General features: G+C 67.8%; 20 protein-coding genes. 9 read left to right on the top strand and 11 right to left on the bottom strand.

The window, feature by feature from the left end:
* Positions 1-5 precede the first annotated feature (5 nt).
* Both ftsY and CXY91_RS03345 read left to right on the top strand, forming a co-directional pair.
* Positions 6-1220 carry a signal recognition particle-docking protein FtsY gene (gene ftsY / locus CXY91_RS03350; RefSeq protein ID WP_465246836.1) on the top strand — a complete coding sequence of 405 codons (1215 nt, stop codon included), beginning with the start codon at positions 6-8 and terminating at the stop codon, positions 1218-1220.
* Positions 1217-1840, top strand: a complete 624-nt coding sequence (locus tag CXY91_RS03345; protein ID WP_100959287.1) for a septation protein A — start codon at positions 1217-1219, stop codon at positions 1838-1840. The genes ftsY and CXY91_RS03345 overlap by 4 nt, the downstream gene beginning before the upstream one ends.
* Positions 1841-1908: 68 nt before the next feature.
* On the opposite strand, the gene CXY91_RS03340 is transcribed toward CXY91_RS03345, so the two are convergent.
* A complete protein-coding gene (locus CXY91_RS03340) occupies positions 1909-2694 on the bottom strand; it encodes an SDR family NAD(P)-dependent oxidoreductase (protein ID WP_100959286.1) in 786 nt (261 codons plus the stop codon).
* Positions 2695-2866: 172 nt separating this feature from the next.
* Between CXY91_RS03340 and CXY91_RS03335 the strand changes: the two genes are divergently transcribed.
* On the top strand, positions 2867-3247 hold the full coding sequence (locus CXY91_RS03335) for a YkvA family protein (protein ID WP_091843062.1): 381 nt from the start codon (positions 2867-2869) through the stop codon (positions 3245-3247).
* Between the two features lie 136 nt (positions 3248-3383).
* On the opposite strand, the gene CXY91_RS03330 is transcribed toward CXY91_RS03335, so the two are convergent.
* Positions 3384-4355 carry an NADPH:quinone oxidoreductase family protein gene (locus tag CXY91_RS03330; RefSeq protein ID WP_091843066.1) on the bottom strand — a complete coding sequence of 324 codons (972 nt, stop codon included), beginning with the start codon at positions 4353-4355 and terminating at the stop codon, positions 3384-3386.
* Between the two features lie 253 nt (positions 4356-4608).
* Between CXY91_RS03330 and CXY91_RS03325 the strand changes: the two genes are divergently transcribed.
* From CXY91_RS03325 to CXY91_RS03315, 3 genes are all read left to right on the top strand, one after another.
* Positions 4609-5205, top strand: coding sequence for a hypothetical protein (locus CXY91_RS03325; protein WP_091843069.1), 597 nt, complete (start codon positions 4609-4611; stop codon positions 5203-5205).
* Positions 5206-5285: 80 nt separating this feature from the next.
* A complete protein-coding gene (rlmN, locus tag CXY91_RS03320; protein ID WP_100959285.1) occupies positions 5286-6515 on the top strand; it encodes a dual-specificity RNA methyltransferase RlmN in 1230 nt (409 codons plus the stop codon).
* 1 nt (position 6516) lies between these two features.
* The gene (locus CXY91_RS03315; protein WP_100959284.1) at positions 6517-7005 is read left to right on the top strand and encodes a hypothetical protein; all 489 of its coding nucleotides are present in this window, start codon (positions 6517-6519) and stop codon (positions 7003-7005) included.
* 118 nt (positions 7006-7123) lie between these two features.
* On the opposite strand, the gene ggt is transcribed toward CXY91_RS03315, so the two are convergent.
* The gene (gene ggt / locus CXY91_RS03310; protein WP_100959367.1) at positions 7124-8884 is read right to left on the bottom strand and encodes a gamma-glutamyltransferase; all 1761 of its coding nucleotides are present in this window, start codon (positions 8882-8884) and stop codon (positions 7124-7126) included.
* A 182-nt stretch (positions 8885-9066) separates the two neighbouring features.
* On the opposite strand from ggt, the gene CXY91_RS03305 reads away from it, so the two are divergent.
* The 3 genes from CXY91_RS03305 to CXY91_RS03295 all read left to right on the top strand — a co-directional run bounded on the left by CXY91_RS03305 (position 9067) and on the right by CXY91_RS03295 (position 11169).
* Entirely contained in the window at positions 9067-9633 is a 567-nt protein-coding gene (locus tag CXY91_RS03305) for a LemA family protein (protein ID WP_244544077.1), read from the top strand.
* Positions 9634-9749: 116 nt separating this feature from the next.
* Entirely contained in the window at positions 9750-10559 is an 810-nt protein-coding gene (locus tag CXY91_RS03300; RefSeq protein WP_100959283.1) for a TPM domain-containing protein, read from the top strand.
* 1 nt (position 10560) lies between these two features.
* The gene (locus CXY91_RS03295) at positions 10561-11169 is read left to right on the top strand and encodes a TPM domain-containing protein (RefSeq protein WP_100959282.1); all 609 of its coding nucleotides are present in this window, start codon (positions 10561-10563) and stop codon (positions 11167-11169) included.
* A gap of 19 nt (positions 11170-11188) precedes the next feature.
* Here the strand turns inward: CXY91_RS03295 and CXY91_RS03290 are convergent, their stop codons facing one another.
* The 8 genes from CXY91_RS03290 to CXY91_RS03255 form a co-directional block, all read right to left on the bottom strand.
* Positions 11189-11944 carry a DUF1223 domain-containing protein gene (locus CXY91_RS03290; protein ID WP_100959281.1) on the bottom strand — a complete coding sequence of 252 codons (756 nt, stop codon included), beginning with the start codon at positions 11942-11944 and terminating at the stop codon, positions 11189-11191.
* Between the two features lie 65 nt (positions 11945-12009).
* Positions 12010-13038, bottom strand: a complete 1029-nt coding sequence (locus CXY91_RS03285; protein WP_199777345.1) for a lipid A biosynthesis lauroyl acyltransferase — start codon at positions 13036-13038, stop codon at positions 12010-12012.
* A 60-nt stretch (positions 13039-13098) separates the two neighbouring features.
* Entirely contained in the window at positions 13099-14121 is a 1023-nt protein-coding gene (locus CXY91_RS03280; RefSeq protein WP_100959280.1) for a zinc-binding dehydrogenase, read from the bottom strand.
* Between the two features lie 13 nt (positions 14122-14134).
* Complete coding sequence (locus CXY91_RS03275) at positions 14135-14419, bottom strand: type II toxin-antitoxin system RelE/ParE family toxin (RefSeq protein ID WP_100959279.1); 285 nt, start codon at positions 14417-14419, stop codon at positions 14135-14137.
* A complete protein-coding gene (locus CXY91_RS03270; RefSeq protein ID WP_091843096.1) occupies positions 14416-14667 on the bottom strand; it encodes a CopG family ribbon-helix-helix protein in 252 nt (83 codons plus the stop codon). The genes CXY91_RS03275 and CXY91_RS03270 overlap by 4 nt, the downstream gene beginning before the upstream one ends.
* A gap of 98 nt (positions 14668-14765) precedes the next feature.
* Positions 14766-15512, bottom strand: coding sequence for an SDR family NAD(P)-dependent oxidoreductase (locus tag CXY91_RS03265; RefSeq protein WP_100959278.1), 747 nt, complete (start codon positions 15510-15512; stop codon positions 14766-14768).
* Entirely contained in the window at positions 15509-16792 is a 1284-nt protein-coding gene (locus CXY91_RS03260) for a beta-ketoacyl-ACP synthase (protein ID WP_100959277.1), read from the bottom strand. Before CXY91_RS03260 ends, CXY91_RS03265 begins: the two co-directional genes overlap by 4 nt.
* 11 nt (positions 16793-16803) lie before the next feature.
* Positions 16804-17934, bottom strand: a complete 1131-nt coding sequence (locus CXY91_RS03255; RefSeq protein ID WP_100959276.1) for a beta-ketoacyl-ACP synthase — start codon at positions 17932-17934, stop codon at positions 16804-16806.

Below are 17934 nucleotides of genomic sequence, written 5' to 3'. Positions count from 1 at the left end.
AGGCCATGCAACCTGAAGCGTTGCCGCGCATCGCGGCAGGACGGGCGATGAGCGAGACCGAACCGAAGAAACGCGGCTTCTTCTCGAAGCTGTTCGGGCTGGACCAGCCGGAGACGCGGCCGCCGGAACCGGCGCCTGCTCCCCAGCCCGCGCCGCCGGCCGAGCCTGTGGCCGAGATCGTGCAGGAAGCAGAGCCGGAGGTGCCGGCCGCGCAGGAGACCCTGCTCAGCGAGCCCTCCCTCCCGCCGGTGGTGCCGCCGGAGCCGCAGCCTCAGCCCGAACCGGCCCAGCCCAAGCGCAGCTGGTGGCGCCGGCTTCGCGAGGGCCTGTCGCGGACGTCCTCGGCGCTGACGACCGGGATCAGCGATCTCTTCACCAAGCGCAAGCTCGACGCCGGGACGCTGGAGGACCTCGAAGACATCCTGATCCAGGCCGATCTCGGCTTGGCGACCTCGGCCCGCATCGCCAAGGCGGTCGGCGAGGGCCGCTATGACAAGCAGATCGAGCCGGAAGAGGTGAAGGCGATCCTGGCGCGCGAGGTCGAGGCGATCCTGACTCCCGTCGCTACCCCGCTTGCGATCGATGCCACCAAAAAGCCGTTCGTGATCCTGATGGTCGGGGTCAACGGCTCGGGCAAGACGACGACGATCGGCAAGCTCGCGGCCAAGTTCCGGGCCGAGGGCAAGTCGGTGATGCTGGCGGCGGGCGACACCTTCCGTGCGGCGGCGATCGAGCAGCTCAAGGTCTGGGGCGAGCGGACGGGCGCGCAGGTCGTTTCCGGGCAGCAGGGCGCCGATTCCGCCGGGCTCGCCTTCGAGGCGCTGCAGAAGGCCAAGGCCGAAGGCACCGACGTGCTGCTGATCGACACCGCCGGGCGGCTGCAGAACAAGACGGGCCTGATGGACGAGCTGGCCAAGGTGGTGCGGGTGATCCGCAAGCTGGATGCAGAGGCGCCGCATGCGGCGCTGCTGGTGCTCGACGCCACGGTCGGCCAGAACGCGGTCAGTCAGGTCGAGGCGTTCCGCCACACTGCCGGCGTCACCGGGCTGGTGATGACCAAGCTCGACGGCACGGCGCGCGGCGGCATCCTCGTCGCGCTGGCGGCGCAGTTCGGCCTGCCCGTGCATTTCATCGGCGTCGGCGAGAGCGTCGACGACCTCGAACCATTCTCGGCGCGCGATTTCGCCCGCGCCGTTGCAGGACTGGGAGAAGCGGCATGAGCGAGACCGCGGCGAGCCCGAACGCGGCGAAACCGATCAATCCGCTCGTCAAGCTCGCGCTCGAATTCGGGCCGCTGGCGATCTTCTTCTTCGTCAATTCCTATGGCGACCGCTGGTTCGGCGTCGCCGAGGATCGGCGCATCTTCGTCGCCACCGGCGTCTTCATAGCGGCCTCGCTGATCGCGCTGGCGCTGTCGAAGCTCGTGATGAACCATCTGCCGCGCATGGCGATCGTCAACGCGGTGGTGGTGACGGTCTTCGGCGGGCTGACGCTGGCGCTCGACGACGCCTTCTTCATCAAGGTCAAGCCGACGATCGTGAACACGCTGTTCGGCTGCATCCTGCTCGGCGGGCTCTATTTCGGCCGCTCGCTGCTGGCGCTGGTGCTCGACAGCGTGCTGCAGCTCGACGAGGAGGGCTGGCGCAAGCTGACCCTGCGCTGGGGCCTGTTCTTCTTCGTGCTGGCGGCACTGAACGAGGTGGTCTGGCGCACACAGAGCCAGGATTTCTGGGTCGCCTTCAAGGTCTGGGGCGTGATGCCGCTGACCATGATCTTCGCGCTCGCGCAGACGCCATTGATCCTCAAGCACGAAATCAAGCGCGAGGGGGCGGCGGAGTAGAGCTTCCGCGCTGTCATTCCGGGGCCTCGCAGAGCGAGGAAGGCCGGAATGACAGGTGTGGCGCGGCCCTATTTCGGCGCCAGCCGGATCGCTCCGTCGAGGCGGATCGCGGTGCCGTTCAGCATGTCGTTCTCGACGATGCTCTTGACCAGGGCGGCGTATTCCGAGGCCCGGCCGAGGCGCGAGGGGTGCGGCACCGAGACGGCGAGCGAGGCGCGGGCCTCGTCGGGAAGGCCGGCGAACATCGGCGTCTCGAACAGGCCGGGCATGATTGTGACGATGCGGATGCCGACGCCGGCGAGATCGCGCGCGACCGGCAGGGTCAGGCCGACGACGCCGGCCTTGGAGGCGGCATAGGCGGCCTGGCCGATCTGGCCGTCTTCGGCGGCGACGGACGCCGTGCAGACGAAGACGCCGCGGCTGCCATCCTCGGTGACCGGATCGAGCGCCGCGAGCGCCACCGCCGATTTGGCGATCAGGCGAAAGGTGCCGGTCAGGTTGATCGCGACCGCCTTCTCGAAGGTGGCGAGGTCGTGGGCCACGAGTTCGCCGGTGTCGCGCTTCTTCGAGACGACGCGGCGACCCGGCGCGATGCCGGCGCAGTTGACGACGATGCGGGCGACGCCATGGGCGGCGCGCGCCTTCTGCAGGGCGGCATCGACCGATTCCTCGCTGGTGACGTCGCAGGCGCAGAACAGGCCGCCGATCTCCCTGGCGACGTCCTCGCCGCGCTCGGCGTTGAGGTCGAACAGGGCGACCTTGACGCCATGGCTGGCGAGCATGCGGGCCGTGCCCTCGCCGAGGCCGGAGGCACCGCCGGTGACGATGGCGGCGATGGAGGAGTCGAGCTTCATGGCGTCCCTCGCGTCTTTTGACATTGCTGCATCGGCTTTAGAGGCGCGATGCTCGCCATCCAAGGGGGGTCGGCGTGCGATTCTGAGTCGGTCCCTTGTGCAGCCCTTCATGCGGGGCCACATTTTCGCATCGATGGCGGGCTAGAGATCTGGCGCGCCAAGGGAGAGAGGAATGAGCGACAGCTTCGGCTTCGGCCAGCGTTTCACACCCGACGAGATGGCGTCGATTCGCAAGAGCCTGCGTGACGAGGCGCGCTTCGGGTCCGAATTCATCGGCCGGCTGAAGCGGGTGGCGAAGCGCATCCCATTCGCCGAGGATCTGCTCGCGGCCTGGGTCTGCACGCGCGATCCTTCGACGCCGCGGCGGGTCAAGCTGACGCTGCTCGCGGCACTCGGCTATTTCGTGCTGCCGCTCGATGCGATCCCCGACGTCATGCCCCTGCTCGGCTTCACCGATGATGCCGCGGTGATCGCGGCGGCGCTCGCTGCCGTCGCGGGCTCGATCACGCAGCAACATCGCGACAAGGCCAAGGAGATGCTGGCCGATCTGTGAGCGTCTTCCAACTCTGTGGTCATCCCGGACAAGCGGCGAAGCCGCGCTGATCCGGGATCCATTCCTGAGCCTTTCCAATAAAGGTTCCGGAATGGATCCCGGGTCTCCCTGCGGTCGCCCGGGACGACCCGGGAGTTCAGGGAACTAATACCACCTTGCCCTGGACTTTTCGGCCGGCGATCAGCGCTAGTGCTTCCGCCGCCCGCTCGAGCGGATAGGCGCCATGGACATGGGCGCGGATCTGGCCGGCGGCTGCCCAGGCGAGCAGGCGCTCCATGTTGGCGCGGTGGCCGGCCGGATCGCGCCGGACGAAGTCGCCCCAGAAGACGCCGCGCAGGTCGCAACCTTTCAGCAGCAGGAGGTTGAGCGGGATCTTCGGGATCTCGCCGCCGGCGAAACCGACGACGAGATAGCGGCCGCCCCAGCCCATCGAGCGCAGGGCCGGCTCCGCCAGTTCGCCGCCGACCGTGTCGTAGAGCGCGTCGAGACCATTGGGAGCAAGGCGCCGCAAGCCAGCCCGAATGTCGTCTGCGGCATAGTCCAGCCCGTCCTGCGCGCCATGCTCACGGGCGAGCGCGAGCTTGTCCGGAGAGGAGGCGCAGGCGATCACGCGCGCGCCGAGCAGGGCGCCGATCTCGACTGCGGCAAGGCCGGCGCCGCCGGCGGCGCCCAGGATGGCGAGCGTCTCGCCCGGCCTGATCTCTCCGCGCTGGATCAGGCCGTGCAGCGCCGTGCCATAGGTGACGAAGAGGCCGGCGGCCTGGTGATCGCTCAGCTTGTCGGGAATCCGGATCGCAGCCTGAGTTGGAACCACGACGGTCTCGCGGGCCGCGCCATAGCCGAGCCAGGCGGCGACGCGCTCGCCGACCTGCCAGTCGGAGACACCTTCGCCGACGGCGCTGACCACGCCGGCGCACTCGGCCGAGGGCGAGAAGGGCAGCGGCGGCTTCACCTGATAGCGGCCCTCGATCACCAGAGTGTCGAAGAAATTGAGCGCGGCGGCCCTGACCCGGATCGCGATCTCGCCGGGTCCCGGCTCCGGTTCGGGCAGGTCGCGGATCACCAGGGTCTCGGCCGGCCCCAGAGCTTCGCACAGCAGCGCCTTCATCGATCCTCCATCCCGTCCGGTCGCTTCTCTCGCATCCGCAGAAGGCTGGCACAGCCCGAAGCCGAACGGAACCGGGCGCAGCGTGCTCTAAACTATTGAAGCAGAAGGCGTCGTCCGATCGGGCAACCTGCAGCGGACGTTCGCATTTTCGCCAGGATCGTGACATCCTATCCGTCGCGTCGCGTCAATCCGGATCGCCGATCCCGCGCATTGTCCATTCGGCGTTAACGTTTTTGTTGGTTACTGGCGATCCATGATTCGCATTTCGGCTCCCTCTTCCGTCTGCCGCCCGGCTCTGGCCGCTGCCTTGCTCGCCTTGGCGGCTCTGACTCTTGCAAGCGCCCCGGCGCTGGCCCAGCGCGCCGCGAGCAAGCCGGCGCCGGCCAAGACGGCCGCGGCCGGAGGGCAGGGCCAGGCGCTGCTGCTCGAAACCGCCGGCAAATGGCAGGCCTTCTCCTCGCAGCAGGGCCGCTCCAAGATCTGCTACGCTTTGTCCAAGGCCGAAACCCGCATCCCTGCCAATCTTAAGGATGTCGAGGGCCTGCTGTTCATCTCCAGCCGCCCCGGCGAAGGCGTGCGCAACGAGATCAGCCTCGTGATGAATTTCGACCTCAAGGAAGACGTCGAGCATCAGGCGATCATCGGCAGCGAGCGCTTCGCGCTGGTCGCCAAGGGCCAGAATGTCTGGCTGAAGAACCCCGCCGAGGAAGGCCGCATGCTCGATGCGCTGCGCAAGGGCTCGGGGCTCGAGATCAAGGGCACCTCGAAGCGCGGCAACCCGACCAGCGACAAGTATTCGCTCGCCGGCATCTCGCAGATCGTCAAGCGGGCCGAGGACGCCTGCAAGTAGGATCATTTCGCGATCGGCCGCGCTCGTGCTATGAGGCGGCCAATTCCGGGCGGGACACGCCCGCTGCGAGCCGAGTTCCGATGAATCTCTCTGTTGCTGAAGCCGCCCTTCCGGCGGCTGAACCTGTTATGCGGCGGCCTTCCTTGGCTGGGCGCACGCGCGCCGGCCTGGATGCGGCCCTGGCCGAGATCGGCGTTCCCGAGAAGGAGCGGCGCATGCGCGTCGGCCAGCTCTGGAACTGGATCTACCACTACGGCGTCCGCGACTTCGCGGAGATGACGACGATCGGCAAGGGCCTGCGCGCGCAGCTCGCCGAGCGCTTCTCGCTCGACCTGCCGGAGGTCACCGCCGAGCAGATCTCCAGCGACGGCACCCGCAAATGGCTGCTGCGCATGGCGCCGACCGGTCCGCGCGATCGCGGTGCCGAGATCGAGTGCGTCTACATCCCCGAGGTCGACCGCGGCACGCTCTGCGTCTCCAGCCAGGTCGGCTGCACGCTGACCTGCACCTTCTGCCATACCGGCACGCAGCGGCTCGTGCGCAACCTCACCACGGAAGAGATCGTCACGCAGCTGATGGTGGCGCGCGACCGGCTCGGCGATTTCCCCAACCGCAGCGCGCCCGACGGCGCCTTCGTTCCCAATGATGGCGGGCGCTTCGTCTCGAACATCGTCTTCATGGGCATGGGCGAGCCGCTCTACAATTTCGACGGCGTGCGCGATGCGATCGGCGTGATCACCGACGACCAGGGCCTGTCCCTCGGCCGCCGGCGCATCACCGTCTCGACCTCGGGCGTGGTGCCGCAGATCGGTCCGCTCGGCGACGAGATGGGCACGATGCTGGCGATCTCTCTGCATGCGGTGCGCGACGACCTGCGCAACGAGCTGGTGCCGCTCAATAAGAAGTACCCGATCAAGGACCTGCTCGAGGCCTGCCGCAACTATCCCGGCCTGTCGAACGCCAAACGCATCACCTTCGAATACGTCATGCTCAAGGGCGTCAACGACAGCGCTGCCGAGGCGCGCGAGCTGGTGCGCCTGCTCAAAGGCATCCCGGCCAAGATCAACCTGATCCCGTTCAACCCCTGGCCCGGCACGCGCTACGAGTGCTCGGACTGGGAGCGGATCGAGCGCTTCTCCGAGATCGTGTTCAAGGCCGGCTATGCCTCGCCGGTCCGCACCCCGCGCGGGCGCGACATCCTCGCCGCCTGCGGCCAGCTCAAGAGCGAGACCGAGAAGCTCTCGGCTCGCGCCCGGCTGATGCTGGAGCAGGGCGAGGTCGACACCGCGACGGCCGTGGCGACCCACTGACATGCTGCGCTGGCTGCTGCTGATCCCGTTCGCGCTGCTCTTCGCGATCGGTTCGGGCCTGGTCGCCCTGCTGATCGCCGGCGTCGCCTCGCCGGATCTCGGCCTGCTGATCGGCGGCGGCTTCGACCGGCTGATCTCGGCGCTGTTCGACCAGGCCGAGCGCGGCTTCGATCCCGGCCCGACGGCGGAGGCGGCGTTTTCCCTGCTCGGCCGGCTCGGCTTCGCCATCCTGGTCCTGCCGGTGGTGCTGGTCGCAATCGCGTCCGAGCTGTTCCGCTTCCGCAGCGGCCTGATCCAGAGCGGGCTCACCGGCCTGCTGGCCGCCCTGCTGCCGCTCGCCATGCTCGGCATGGCCAGGGCGCCGCGCGCCGGCGAGATGCAGGTCGTGGCGGCGCTCTTCCTGGTCGGCACCGCCACCGGCTTCGTCTACTGGCTGATCGCCGGGCGCGGGGCGGGCGGGGAGAAGCGCGAGCCGCAGCGTCAGGCCTGACCTTGCGCGTCATGCTCGGGCTTGACCCGAGCATCTCGGGCCGGATGGGGTTCCAAGTATCGCGTTCTCGTCCTGAGATTCTCGGATCTTCGCTTCGCTCCGTCCGAGAATGACGGCCTCAATCGCCGATCGCCACGCCCTCACGCCGTCCGTCGGCGCCGCCGAGATAGCCCTCCGGCGTCTTGACGATGGCCTGGATGCCGGAGGTCATCTCGATCAGCCTGATCTCGTGGCCCCTGGCTTCCAGCGCGGCTTTCCAGTTTTCCGCTTCGCTCCCCTTCTCGAGCTCGGTCGGCCCGTTGCGGTTGCCGAAATTGGCGAGATCGACGGCGCGCTGCGGGTCCATCTTCCAGTCGAGCAGGGCGACCAGCGTCTTGGCGACATAGCCGATGATCTGGCTGCCGCCGGGCGAGCCGGTGACGGCATAAAGCCGGCCAAAGGCATCGAAGACGATGGTCGGCGCCATCGAGGAGCGCGGGCGCTTGCCGGGCTCGACCCGGTTGGCGACCGGCTTGCCGTCCTCGGTCGGCGCGAACGAGAAATCGGTCAGCTCGTTGTTGAGCAGGAAGCCGCCCTTCGTCATCAGGCGCGAGCCGAAGCCGTCCTCGATGGTCGTCGTCATCGAGACGGCATTGCCGGCAGCGTCGATCACCGAGATATGGCTGGTGCCGTTCTCGACGCCATCCGAGGGCGCAAACAGGAAAGCGCGCTTGTTCGGCGGGGTGCCGGCGCTGGCCTTGGCCATCGCCTTGTCCGGGCTGATCAGTTTTGCGCGCTCACGGATATACTCCTCGTCGATCAGACCGGAGATGGGCACGCTGACGAAGGCGGGGTCGCCGAGATAGAGCGCCCGGTCGGCGAAGGCGAGCTTCCCGGCTTCGGCGAACCAGTGGGCGGCTTCCGCGCCCGCTCCGGCACGAGCAATGTCCTTGGTCTCGAGCATGCCCAAGATCTGCTGCACGGCGACCGCGCCCGAGCTCGGCGGGCCCATGCCGCAGAGCGTATAGGCGCGATAGCGGCCGCAGACCGGGGCGCGCTCCTCGACCTTGTAGGCGGCAAGGTCGTCCAGCGTGATGTCGCCGGGATTGGTTGCATGGCCGGTCACCGTCGCGACGATGTCCTCTGCAATCGCACCCTCATAGAAGGCGTCGGCACCGCGCCCGGCGATGGCGCGCAGCGTCGTCGCGAAGGCCGGGTTCTTCAGGATCGCGCCGACCGGCTTGGGCTTGCCGTCGGCCTCGTAGAAATAGGCGGCGGCCCGGGCATCCTTGCCGAGATTCGTTTCCTGGGCGAGGAGCCCGTTAAGACGCGGCGAGATGGCAAAGCCCTCCTCGGCCAGTCTGATCGCCGGGGCGAAAACCTCGGCCCAGGGCAATTTGCCCCAGCGCTTATGCGCCTCCTCGAGCAGCCGGACCGTACCGGGCACGCCGACCGAGCGGCCGCCGACCACGGCATCGACGAACTTCATCGGCTTGCCGTCGGCGCCGAGGAAGCGCTCGGGCCTGGCCGCCTTCGGCGCGGTCTCGCGGCCGTCGAGCGTGGTCATCTGCCGGCCGGCCTCGTCCCAATAGACGAAGAAGGCGCCGCCGCCGATGCCTGAGCTCTGCGGCTCGACCAGGTTGAGCACGAGCTGGATCGCGATCGCCGCGTCGGTGGCGCTGCCGCCGGCCCGCAGCATCTCGCGACCGGCCGCGGCGGCGAGCGGATTGGCGGCAGCGGCCATGTAGCGCTGCGCCGTGCCGAGTGTCTTGGCGGTGCGGCCGGTCGCAGCTTCGGGCGCGGGCGCCATGGTCTGGGCCGGGGCTGCGGTTGCAGCGGCGAGCCAAAGGCCGAGAGCGATGAGCGAGCGGCTACCGAATGCGGACGATGTATGCAGCATGGTCCTGTCCTCTTCGATTGCCGCGCAGACTAGCGCGCTTGCCGGCTTGCGCGCCATGCTTGCGGCGCTGGTTTGCTCTGCCGGGCGGCGCGGCTATGGTCGGCCTCCTGATTTGTTCGCCTACGCCGAAGGGGTTCGTCATGGTGCTCACGCAGTCTCCGGCAATTCGCCGTCCCCTCGTCATGCTGCTGATCGGGCTGTTCGGCCTGGTTCTGGCGGGCTGCGGCTACAACAACGTGCCGACGCTGGAGGAGAAGGCCAAGGCGTCCTGGGGCGAGGTGCAGAACCAGTATCAGCGCCGCGCCGATCTGATCCCGAACCTGGTCGAGACGGTGAAGGGCTATGCCCAGCAGGAGCGGGAGGTCCTGACCCAGGTGATCGAGGCGCGCGCCAAGGCGACGCAGGTCAAGGTCGATGCCTCCACGATCACCGACCCCGCCAAGTTCAAGGAATACCAGGACGCGCAGAACCAGCTCAGCGGTGCGCTCGGGCGCCTGATGGTGACGGTCGAGCGCTATCCCGAACTGAAGTCGAACCAGAACTTCCTGGCCTTGCAGTCGCAGCTCGAAGGCACCGAGAACCGCGTCGCGGTCGCCCGGCGCGACTACATCCAGGCGGTGCAGGCCTTCAATACGGAGATCCGGACCTTCCCGGGGGTGATCTGGGCTCGCCTGTTCTGGGGGGCCAAGCCGATGGAGAGCTTCTCGGCGACGGCAGGAGCCGAACGGCCGCCGGCGGTGAAGTTCTGAGCGTGTGATCCTGCGTGGTCCGGGTCTCTGCAGCCGTCGACATGCCGTCATTGTCGGACGGAGCGAAGCGTAGATCCGAGAATCTCGATCAGGAGATGCTCGGGTCAGGCCCGAGCATGACGGCTTTCATCCGGCTCGCTGTCCTGCTCTTCTGCCTCCTTTCCCCCCTCCTCGCCATCGCCGCCGAGCCGAACTATCCGGCACTGACCGGCCGTATCGTCGACAACTCGAGCCTTTTGGATGCCGAGGCCTTCAGCCGGATCGAGCAGAAGCTCCGCGCGCATGAGGAGAAGACCAGCGACCAGGTCGTGGTCGCGACCCTGCCCTCGCTCCAAGGCTACCCCATAGAGGAGTTCGCCAACGGCCTGTTCCGGGCCTGGAAGCTCGGCGACAAGGCGAAGAACAACGGCGTCCTGCTCATCGTCGCGCCGAACGAGCGCAAGGTGCGCATCGAGGTCGGCTACGGGCTGGAAGGGGCGCTGACCGACGCGCTCTCCAAGGTGATCATCACCACCGCGGTCGCGCCCAAATTCAAGAACGGCGATTTCGCGGGCGGAATCGAGGGCGGCGTCGATGCGATCCTCTCGATCCTGGCGGGCGATGCCGAGGAATGGCAGCGGCGCGCCCAGATTCGCAGCGACGAATCCTCCTGGACCGAGACCGCCGCGGTGATTTTTGTCATGATCATCGTGTTCATCCTGATTGTCAGCTTCATGCGCGAGCTCGGCCGTTCCTCGGGCGGGGCACGCCGGCACCGGACGCGGGACGGACGCTGGATCGTTCTGCCGCCCTCCGGAGGCTCGGGCTGGAGCGGCGGCTCCTCCTCGGGCGGCTGGAGCTCGGGTTGGGGAGGCGGCTCGAGCTCGGGCGGTTTCTCGGGCGGGGGCGGCTCGTCCGGCGGTGGCGGGGCTTCGGGGGACTGGTGAGATGCTGCATTCCGATGATCGCGACGCCATCGCCGAGGCCGTGCGCGAGGCCGAACAGCAGACCTCCGGCGAGATCGTCGTCGTCGTCGACCGCGCCGCCGGCAGCTATGTCGCGGTGCCACTGGTGCTGGCGCTGGCGCTTTCCCTGTTCGTGCCCTGGCCGTTCCTGCTGATCACGAATCTGAGCGCGGCCAGCATCTTCCTGGCCCAGTTGATCGCCGCAGCGCTGCTGCTCGCGACGCTGCTCTGGTATGGCCGCGGCGGGCGCTTCGTCCCCGGTTTCGTCAAGCGCCGGCAGGCGCATGAGACGGCGCTGCGCGAATTCACGGCTCGGGGGCTGACATTGACGCAGGGGCGCACCGGCGTGCTGCTCTATATCGCCGTGCAGGAGCGTTATGCCGAGGTGGTCGCCGATGCCGGAATCTCGGCCAAGGTCGATGGCGAGGCTTGGCAGAAGATCGTCGAGCCGCTGCTGGCGGCTGCGGCGCAGGATGCTTTGCGCGAAGGTCTGATCGCGGCGGTGCGCGATGTCGGCGCCGTACTCGCCGCCCATGCGCCACCGGCCGCCGACGATGTCGACGAGCTGCCGAACAAGGTGGTGATTCTGTAGGACCGCCTACTTCGGCTGCTTACTTGGCCGGACCGCGCGCGGCGCCGAGGATGGCGCTCTGGCGGGCGTAGAGATCGGCCTGGACCAGCACGACGTAAGAATCGGCCTTTGCGGCGGAGCGGACGGCCTCCAGCGGCACGCTCAGGGTCGCAGCCTGACCGTTCCATTCGCCGATCCTGCTGATGCCGCGCACCACATTGGCATAGGTCACGGTCTTGCCGGTATTCTCGCCGCGCTCGATCGGCACGGTAGCGGTTCGGCTGACTTGCAGCAGCCAGACGACGGCCGGCTTCTCGCTCGCGAAAGGCGCCTGGCCCAGAGCGACACGCAGCGCGCCATCCGCCTCGGACAGGTCGACCTTGACCGTAAAGCCGCTCTTGCCCTGCTCCTGGACGAGCTTGTCGATGCCGCCCTTGTCGGAGCCGACGATATGGGCAGCGCCGTTGACCACTGCCTGTGGCGTATAGATCTGGCCGTCGCCGCGCGCCTTGGCGTAGAGCTTCTGGCGCTTGCTGAAAACCTCCTGGCCGAGCGTGTCCTTCCAGCCGAGATAGTCCCAATAGGTCACCGGCAGGGTCAGGGTGATCAGCCTGGGGTCCTTGGCGAGCTCGGTGAAGAGCGCGTCCGCCGCGGGGCAGGACGAGCAGCCCTGACTGGTGAAAAGCTCGACCACCGCCTGCGGGCGCACCGCCGGCTGCTGGGCATGCGCCGGGGCACCTGCGAGGAGCAGGAAAGCAACGGCAGCAGCGATGTTGCTGGTGTGGCGGACCATCATTCGAACTCGACGCCTGTATAGAAGCAGGCGGTTACCAAAAGCGCTACTCTCCACTCAATTGGAAATCACGTTGCCTTGAAAACAGGCTTCTGTGGCGCCTGATCGCGAAAACGTGCCAACGCCTCGGCGCTGATCAGGTTCGGGCGCCAGCGCCGGTGCATCCAGAGCCACTGTTCGGGATGTTCCCGGACCCAGCCATCGACCACGGCGGTCATCATCGCCATGGCGCCGGTGACGTCGATCTCGCCGTTGGCATCGCGCGGCAGGTCCAGCGGTGGCGTCAACTCGATGCGGAAGCGCCGGTTCGGCAGGCGGATGACGCGCACGCCATGGACCGGGCATTCGAAGCGGCGGGCGAACTTGCCGAGGATCGGGTTGGTTAGCGCCGGCCGGCCGAGGAAAGGCACCACCACGCCCCGGGTGAAATGCTGGTCGATCAGCATGCCGAGATGGCCGCCATTCTCGAGCACGCCCTGCATGGCGAAGGCGGCGCCCTGCTTGGCGGCGGCGAGCCCGCCCATCGCGCTGGAGCGGATCTCATGGACGACGGCGGCGATCGCCGGATCGTTCGGCGCGCGGAAGACGGCGGTGGTGTCGAGATCGTAGGTTGCCGCGCAGATCGCCGGCAGTTCCCAGTTGGCGAGATGCGTCGAGAAGATCAGGCCTGGCCTGTCGTCGTCCTTCAGCGCGATGAAATGCTCGATGCCGACGACCTCGATCCGGCCGTTCGGATCGGGATTGTGATAGTCGTAATCGAACAGCGTCTTGAGATGGGCATATTCGGCGACGGTGCGACCGAGATTCTCCCAGCCGCCCCGGACGATACGCCGTGCCTCTGCATCGACGATACCCGGGAAGGCGGCGCGGACATTGGCATAGGCGACGCGGTTGACCGGGATCAGCGGGCTGATGCTGCGCATGAGCCAGCCACCGAGATCTGAGGCGCGCTCCGGTCCAAGCGCGCGCAGGAAGGCGTAGATCGTGCGGATAAGCCCGATCATCAGCGCAGCGCCGATGCGCGTCGCAAATTGCTTCAGCTTCCTCAAAATCCCAGCCCGGTCCGTCGGCGCAGCGTCCGGGCCGGACCTCGCCATTGCGGCGCGACTTGCGGGATTGTGGCCGGCGCGTCAAGTCGCGCCGACTCAAAGGGGCGCTCAGAGCGTGACGATGACCTTGCCGAAGACCTTGCGGCCTTCGATCCGGGCGAGGCCCTGCTCGAACTCGGCGAGCGGGAAGACCGAATCGATCACCGGCTTCATCCCGCCGGCCATCTTCTCCAGTGACTGCGCGATGTTCTCGATCCGGCAGCCGAAGGAGCCGGTGATGCGGTATTGCTGCTGGAAGAGCTGCATCAGGTTCATCGTCGTCGAGGCGCCGGAGGTCGCGCCGCAGGTAACGAGCCGGCCGCCGCGCTTCAGGCAGAGCAGCGAGCCGTTCCAGGTGTCGGCGCCGACATGCTCGAAGACGACGTCGACGCCCTTGCGCTTGGTCAGGCGCCGGACCTCGCCCTCGAAGCGTTCGGTCTTGTAGTTGACGACGAAATCGGCGCCGAGAGCCTTGGCCTTCTCGCCTTTCTCGTCATCGCCGACGGTGGTGTAGACGGTGCAGCCGATCGCCTTGGCCATCAGGATCGCCGCGGTGCCGATGCCGGACCCGCCGGCATGGACGAGGACGGACTCGCCAGGCTCGAGCCTGGCATTGTCGAACAGCATGTGCTGGACCGTGCCGAAGCCGATCGGGGCGCATGCGGCCTCCTCGAAGGAGACCCCCTTCGGCGCCTTGACCACCAGCCGCTCTGGGCGGTTGATCAATTCGCGGGCGAAGCCGTCGATGTGGAAGCCCATGATCCCGGCGACGTTCTCGCAGAGATTGTCGCGGCCTTCGCGGCAAGCCTTGCAGTGGCCGCAGGTCTCGGCGCCGTACATCGTCACCGTATCGCCCTCGCGGAAGCGCGAGACGCCCTCGCCGACCGCGACGACCTCGCCGGCCGCCTCGACGCCGGCCGCCTGCGGCATCTTGCGCTTGGCGAAGGCCATGCCGCGGAAGCCCCAGAGGTCGAGATAGTTCAGGCCGACGGCACGAACACGGATCTGGACCTCGCCGGGAGCGGGCGGGGGCGGCGGCTCGATCTGTTCGAGGCGGAGATCGCGGTCGCCATGGAGCTGGAGCGAGAGCATCGGTCTTGTTCTTTCAAAGCTGGTCCGGCCATTGCCGGGAGGCGTGCAGGACCGCGAGGATTTCGACGCGTCCGTCGCGAACGCGATAGGGTAGAATATAGGGCGTTCCGTTCACGACGAGCTCACGGCTCCCGTCGACACGACCCGGCCTTCCCGTATGGGGGTGCTCGCCGAGCTGTTTTCCCGCCTGCCTGAGGCGGCGCACGAGAGCCAAAGCGGCTGAGGCGCTGATCGGCGCGACATAGTCCGCGATGTCATCAAGCTCGACCCGGGCGCGGGCCGTCCAGATGACTTTCATCGACCGGCGTTGATCATGGCTTGCAGCTTGGCTTCGATTGCGTCGAGTTCTTCGTCAGTCGCGAATTCGCCTCGGTCGGCTTCGGCGATGCCTTCCTTGATCCGCTGGATCTGCCAAGCATTCAGCTCGACATAGTCCTGGATCGCTTTCGCCACGAGCCAGTTGCGCGAGCGGTCGGTGTCGGCCGCCAGCGCATCGAGCTTGGCAAGGGTCTCGTCGTCGAGGCGGATGGTGAAGGCTGCCGTCATGCTGGTTCACTCCGGTTCACAATGAACATAGACGGTTCGCGGCGCAGCGCCAAGCATCGCGCGTTTACCATGTTTCACGTGAAGCGCTGGAGAGCCCTTTAACGGTGCACGCCGAGATGGGCGGTCAGGCCGCCATCGATCGGCAGGACCGTGCCGGTGATGTAGGCGGCCGGCGGGCTCAGCAGGAAGGCGGCGAGGCCGGCGACCTCCTCCGGTCTGGCAAAGCGACCGGCCGGGATCTGGCTTTCCATCTTGTCGCGATAGGCGGCATAGGGCGCCATCATGTCGGTATCGACGAAGCCCGGCGCGATCACGTTGACGGTGACGCCGCGCTTGCCGGTCTCGACCGCGAGCGTCTTGGCATAGGAGATCAGCGCGCCCTTGGATGCCGCATAGGCGGCATTGCCGGGATTGCCGCGTAGCGCCGCGACCGAGCCGATCGCGACGATGCGGCCTTCCTTCGCGCGGATCATGCCGCGCATCAGGCTCTTGGCGAGGCGGGTGAAGGCCCAGAAGTTGACCTGCATCGCGGCTTCGGCCTTGTCCTGCACCAGCATGGCGGCGAGCGTGTCATAGGGCTGGCCGGCATTGTGGACGAGGCCGAACCAGGTCTCGCCTTCGCATTGCTCGCAGAAGGCGTCGAGCGCGGCCTTGTCGGAGAGATCGAGCGGCAAAGCGCGCACCGAGCGACCGGGCACGGCTTCTGCGATCTCCGCAGCGAGGGCCTGCGCCTGATCGCCCGAAGAACGGTAGGTGAAATCGACATCGTGGCCAGCGGCCACGAGAGCCCGCACGATCGCGGCGCCGACGCCCTTGGCGCCGCCGGTGACGAGAACCCTGGTCATGCTGAGTTCGGCCCCGCCGTCAGGACGAGGCAGGTGTTCTGGCCGCCGAAGCCGAAGGAGTTCGACAGAACAGTACGCACCTTGGCGTCGCGGGCCTCATTCGGGATGACGTCGAGCGCAATCGCCGGATCGGGCGTGTTATAGTTGATCGTCGGCGGTATCCGGCCATTGGCGATGGTCAATAGCGAGATCACCGCCTCGACCGCGCCGGCCGCGGTGAGCGTATGGCCGAGCATCGACTTGTTCGAGGAGATCGGGAGCCTCGCCATGCGCTCGCCGAAGACGGCCGAGCAGCTCATCGCCTCCATCTTGTCGTTCTCCGGCGTCGAAGTGCCGTGGGCATTGATATAGTCGACGTCGTCGGGGGTGAGTCCGGCGTCGGCGAGGGCATCCTGCATGGCGAGGATCGCCGGCTTGCCGTCCGGGCTCGAGCGGGTGCGGTGGAAGCCGTCGCCACGCTCGCCGCAGCCGGCGACGATGCCGAGAATGGTGGCGCCCCGCGCCAGAGCGTGGTCATAGTCCTCCAGCACCAGCGCGCCGGCGCCCTCGCCCATGACGAAGCCGTCGCGGTTCTTCGAGAACGGCTTGGCGGAGGCCTCCGGCGGATCGTTCTGGGTCGAGAGGGCCGAGAGCAGCGAGAATCGGATCAGCGCCTCGGCATGGACCGAGCCATCGGTGCCGATGCAGAGCGCGGCCTCTGTCTCGCCTCTACGGATCGCCTCGACGCCCATCTGGATCGCTGTCGCGCCCGAGGAGCAGGCGGTCGAGAGCGAAATCGGCGAACCCTTGGTACCGAATTTCTCGGCGATGTGCTCGGCGACGCCGCCGAACAGGAAGAGCTCATGCATCGCCTTGTGCTTGTGGCGGGCGGCGACGCGCAGCAGTGCGTCATAGTCGGTCTCACCCTCGACGGCTTGGGCCAGTTCCTGCTTCTGCGGCCATTCCATCTCGACCGGCGGCACCGCCATGAAGAGCTCACCTGGGAAATCGCCGTCTGCGCCTAGGCCGCTCTGCGCGACGGCTTCCTCAGCGGCGAGCGTTGCGAGCTTCTCGGAGAGCTCGGGGGCGGCGAAGGGGTCATCGAACAGGAAGTCGACGGTCGCGGCGATGGTGGTACGCAGGCCGTCGGTCGGGAAGCGCTCGATGCGGTGGATGCCGGAGCGGCCCGCGGTCAGGGCCTCCCAGTTTGCGTCCTTGCCCTGGCCGAGCGAGGTGACGATGCCGAGGCCGGTGACGGCGACGATCGGCCGGCCCTGGCTGTCCCGATGGTTTGCACCCATGACGCCTCTCCTCACGCCTTGACCAGACGGGCAGCGCCCTCGCCGCGCCAATGGGCGGCGCCGGTGACGATGGCCTCGTTTGCCGCGCCGGTCGAGAGCGCGGCTGCGGCGAGCGCGACCGAGACCGGGAAGGCGGCTTCGACGGAATGGCCGACGAGGTCGCCGGTGGCGATGCGGCGCGCGCCTGGCGCGGCCTTGGCAATGGCGGCGGCTTCTTCGTCGGTGATTTCGGCGCAGCCGGTCGCAGCCGATATCGCCAGCGCGTCGGCGGCGATCGGGCCGAAGCCGGAAAGAAGTTCGTCGAGTGCCTTGGCGACCGAGCCGGGCTGGCGGCGGCTGCGATGAGCGCCGGCATGGCTGAGGCGCGCATGCGCCCTGGCGCCGCGCGCCGCGGCGCGCTCGGCCGCTTCGAGCACGAGGAAGGCGCCGGCGCTCCCGGTGATCATGCCGGGCGCCTCGCTGCGAGCGAAGACCGGTGCGAAATCGGCAGAGCGCAGGAAGCCGCCGAGCTCGAACAGCAGCAGCATGTCGCGGCGCTCGGCATTGTAGGCGCCGCCGACGAGGATGATGTCGGCCTGGCCGGCCGCGATCCGGGCCTGAGCGGTGCGGATCGCGTCGACGCCGGCCTGTTCCTCGCCCATCAGCGTGCGCGAGGCGCCGGTGATGCCGTGGACGATGCCGATATTGCCGGCGAGCAGGTTGGAAAGCTGGGCCAGGAACAGCGTCGGCCTGAGATCACCCATCAGCCGCTCGTTGAGGAAGGCGCCGGGCTGGTTGGCGTTGCGCAGGCCGGCCAGGATGGCGGCATCGACCGCGTGGTCGCGCTCGCCGCCGCCGGCCGCGACGATGACCTGAAGCTGGCTCTTGGCCTCCGCGTCGTCCTTCAGGCCGGCGTCATCGAGGGCAAGGCCGGCTGCATAGACGCCGAGGCGTTGCCAGGGTTCCATCTGGCGCTGGTCGGACTTCTTCGGGATCTGCTTGTCGAGCTCGAGTGGCTTCAGCGGATGCAGCGGGTAGGGCGCGAAGCTCTGGGTATCGACGACGGGGGCCGTATCGGACGCGAGTGCCTGCGCGTGCGCCTCGACGCCCTCGCCGAGGCTGGAGGCAAGGCCGATGCCGGTGATGACGACGTCGCGGGCCAT

This window comes from Allobosea sp. FBZP-16 (genome assembly GCF_002831785.1).
GTDB lineage: Bacteria > Pseudomonadota > Alphaproteobacteria > Rhizobiales > Beijerinckiaceae > Allobosea > Allobosea lupini.
The sequence above is the reverse complement of the archived record's forward strand: the minus strand, read 5'-3'. Positions and strand labels throughout refer to the sequence as shown.

Excerpts from the sequence above, each read along its gene's own strand:
- CXY91_RS03265 (WP_100959278.1), bottom strand. The coding sequence starts at position 15,512 with ATGACCAGGGTTCTCGTCACCGGCGGCGCCAAGGGCGTCGGCGCCGCG.
- CXY91_RS03300 (WP_100959283.1), top strand. The coding sequence starts at position 9,750 with ATGACGGCTTTCATCCGGCTCGCTGTCCTGCTCTTCTGCCTCCTTTCC.
- CXY91_RS03340 (WP_100959286.1), bottom strand. The coding sequence starts at position 2,694 with ATGAAGCTCGACTCCTCCATCGCCGCCATCGTCACCGGCGGTGCCTCC.
- CXY91_RS03325 (WP_091843069.1), top strand. The coding sequence starts at position 4,609 with ATGATTCGCATTTCGGCTCCCTCTTCCGTCTGCCGCCCGGCTCTGGCC.
- CXY91_RS03270 (WP_091843096.1), bottom strand. The coding sequence starts at position 14,667 with ATGACGGCAGCCTTCACCATCCGCCTCGACGACGAGACCCTTGCCAAG.
- CXY91_RS03275 (WP_100959279.1), bottom strand. The coding sequence starts at position 14,419 with ATGAAAGTCATCTGGACGGCCCGCGCCCGGGTCGAGCTTGATGACATC.
- CXY91_RS03305 (WP_244544077.1), top strand. The coding sequence starts at position 9,067 with ATGCTGCTGATCGGGCTGTTCGGCCTGGTTCTGGCGGGCTGCGGCTAC.
- CXY91_RS03285 (WP_199777345.1), bottom strand. The coding sequence starts at position 13,038 with ATGGCGAGGTCCGGCCCGGACGCTGCGCCGACGGACCGGGCTGGGATT.
- CXY91_RS03290 (WP_100959281.1), bottom strand. The coding sequence starts at position 11,944 with ATGATGGTCCGCCACACCAGCAACATCGCTGCTGCCGTTGCTTTCCTG.
- rlmN (WP_100959285.1), top strand. The coding sequence starts at position 5,286 with ATGAATCTCTCTGTTGCTGAAGCCGCCCTTCCGGCGGCTGAACCTGTT.
- CXY91_RS03335 (WP_091843062.1), top strand. The coding sequence starts at position 2,867 with ATGAGCGACAGCTTCGGCTTCGGCCAGCGTTTCACACCCGACGAGATG.
- ftsY (WP_465246836.1), top strand. The coding sequence starts at position 6 with ATGCAACCTGAAGCGTTGCCGCGCATCGCGGCAGGACGGGCGATGAGC.
- CXY91_RS03255 (WP_100959276.1), bottom strand. The coding sequence starts at position 17,934 with ATGGCCCGCGACGTCGTCATCACCGGCATCGGCCTTGCCTCCAGCCTC.
- CXY91_RS03315 (WP_100959284.1), top strand. The coding sequence starts at position 6,517 with ATGCTGCGCTGGCTGCTGCTGATCCCGTTCGCGCTGCTCTTCGCGATC.
- CXY91_RS03330 (WP_091843066.1), bottom strand. The coding sequence starts at position 4,355 with ATGAAGGCGCTGCTGTGCGAAGCTCTGGGGCCGGCCGAGACCCTGGTG.
- ggt (WP_100959367.1), bottom strand. The coding sequence starts at position 8,884 with ATGCTGCATACATCGTCCGCATTCGGTAGCCGCTCGCTCATCGCTCTC.
- CXY91_RS03280 (WP_100959280.1), bottom strand. The coding sequence starts at position 14,121 with ATGCTCTCGCTCCAGCTCCATGGCGACCGCGATCTCCGCCTCGAACAG.
- CXY91_RS03260 (WP_100959277.1), bottom strand. The coding sequence starts at position 16,792 with ATGGGTGCAAACCATCGGGACAGCCAGGGCCGGCCGATCGTCGCCGTC.
- CXY91_RS03295 (WP_100959282.1), top strand. The coding sequence starts at position 10,561 with ATGCTGCATTCCGATGATCGCGACGCCATCGCCGAGGCCGTGCGCGAG.
- CXY91_RS03345 (WP_100959287.1), top strand. The coding sequence starts at position 1,217 with ATGAGCGAGACCGCGGCGAGCCCGAACGCGGCGAAACCGATCAATCCG.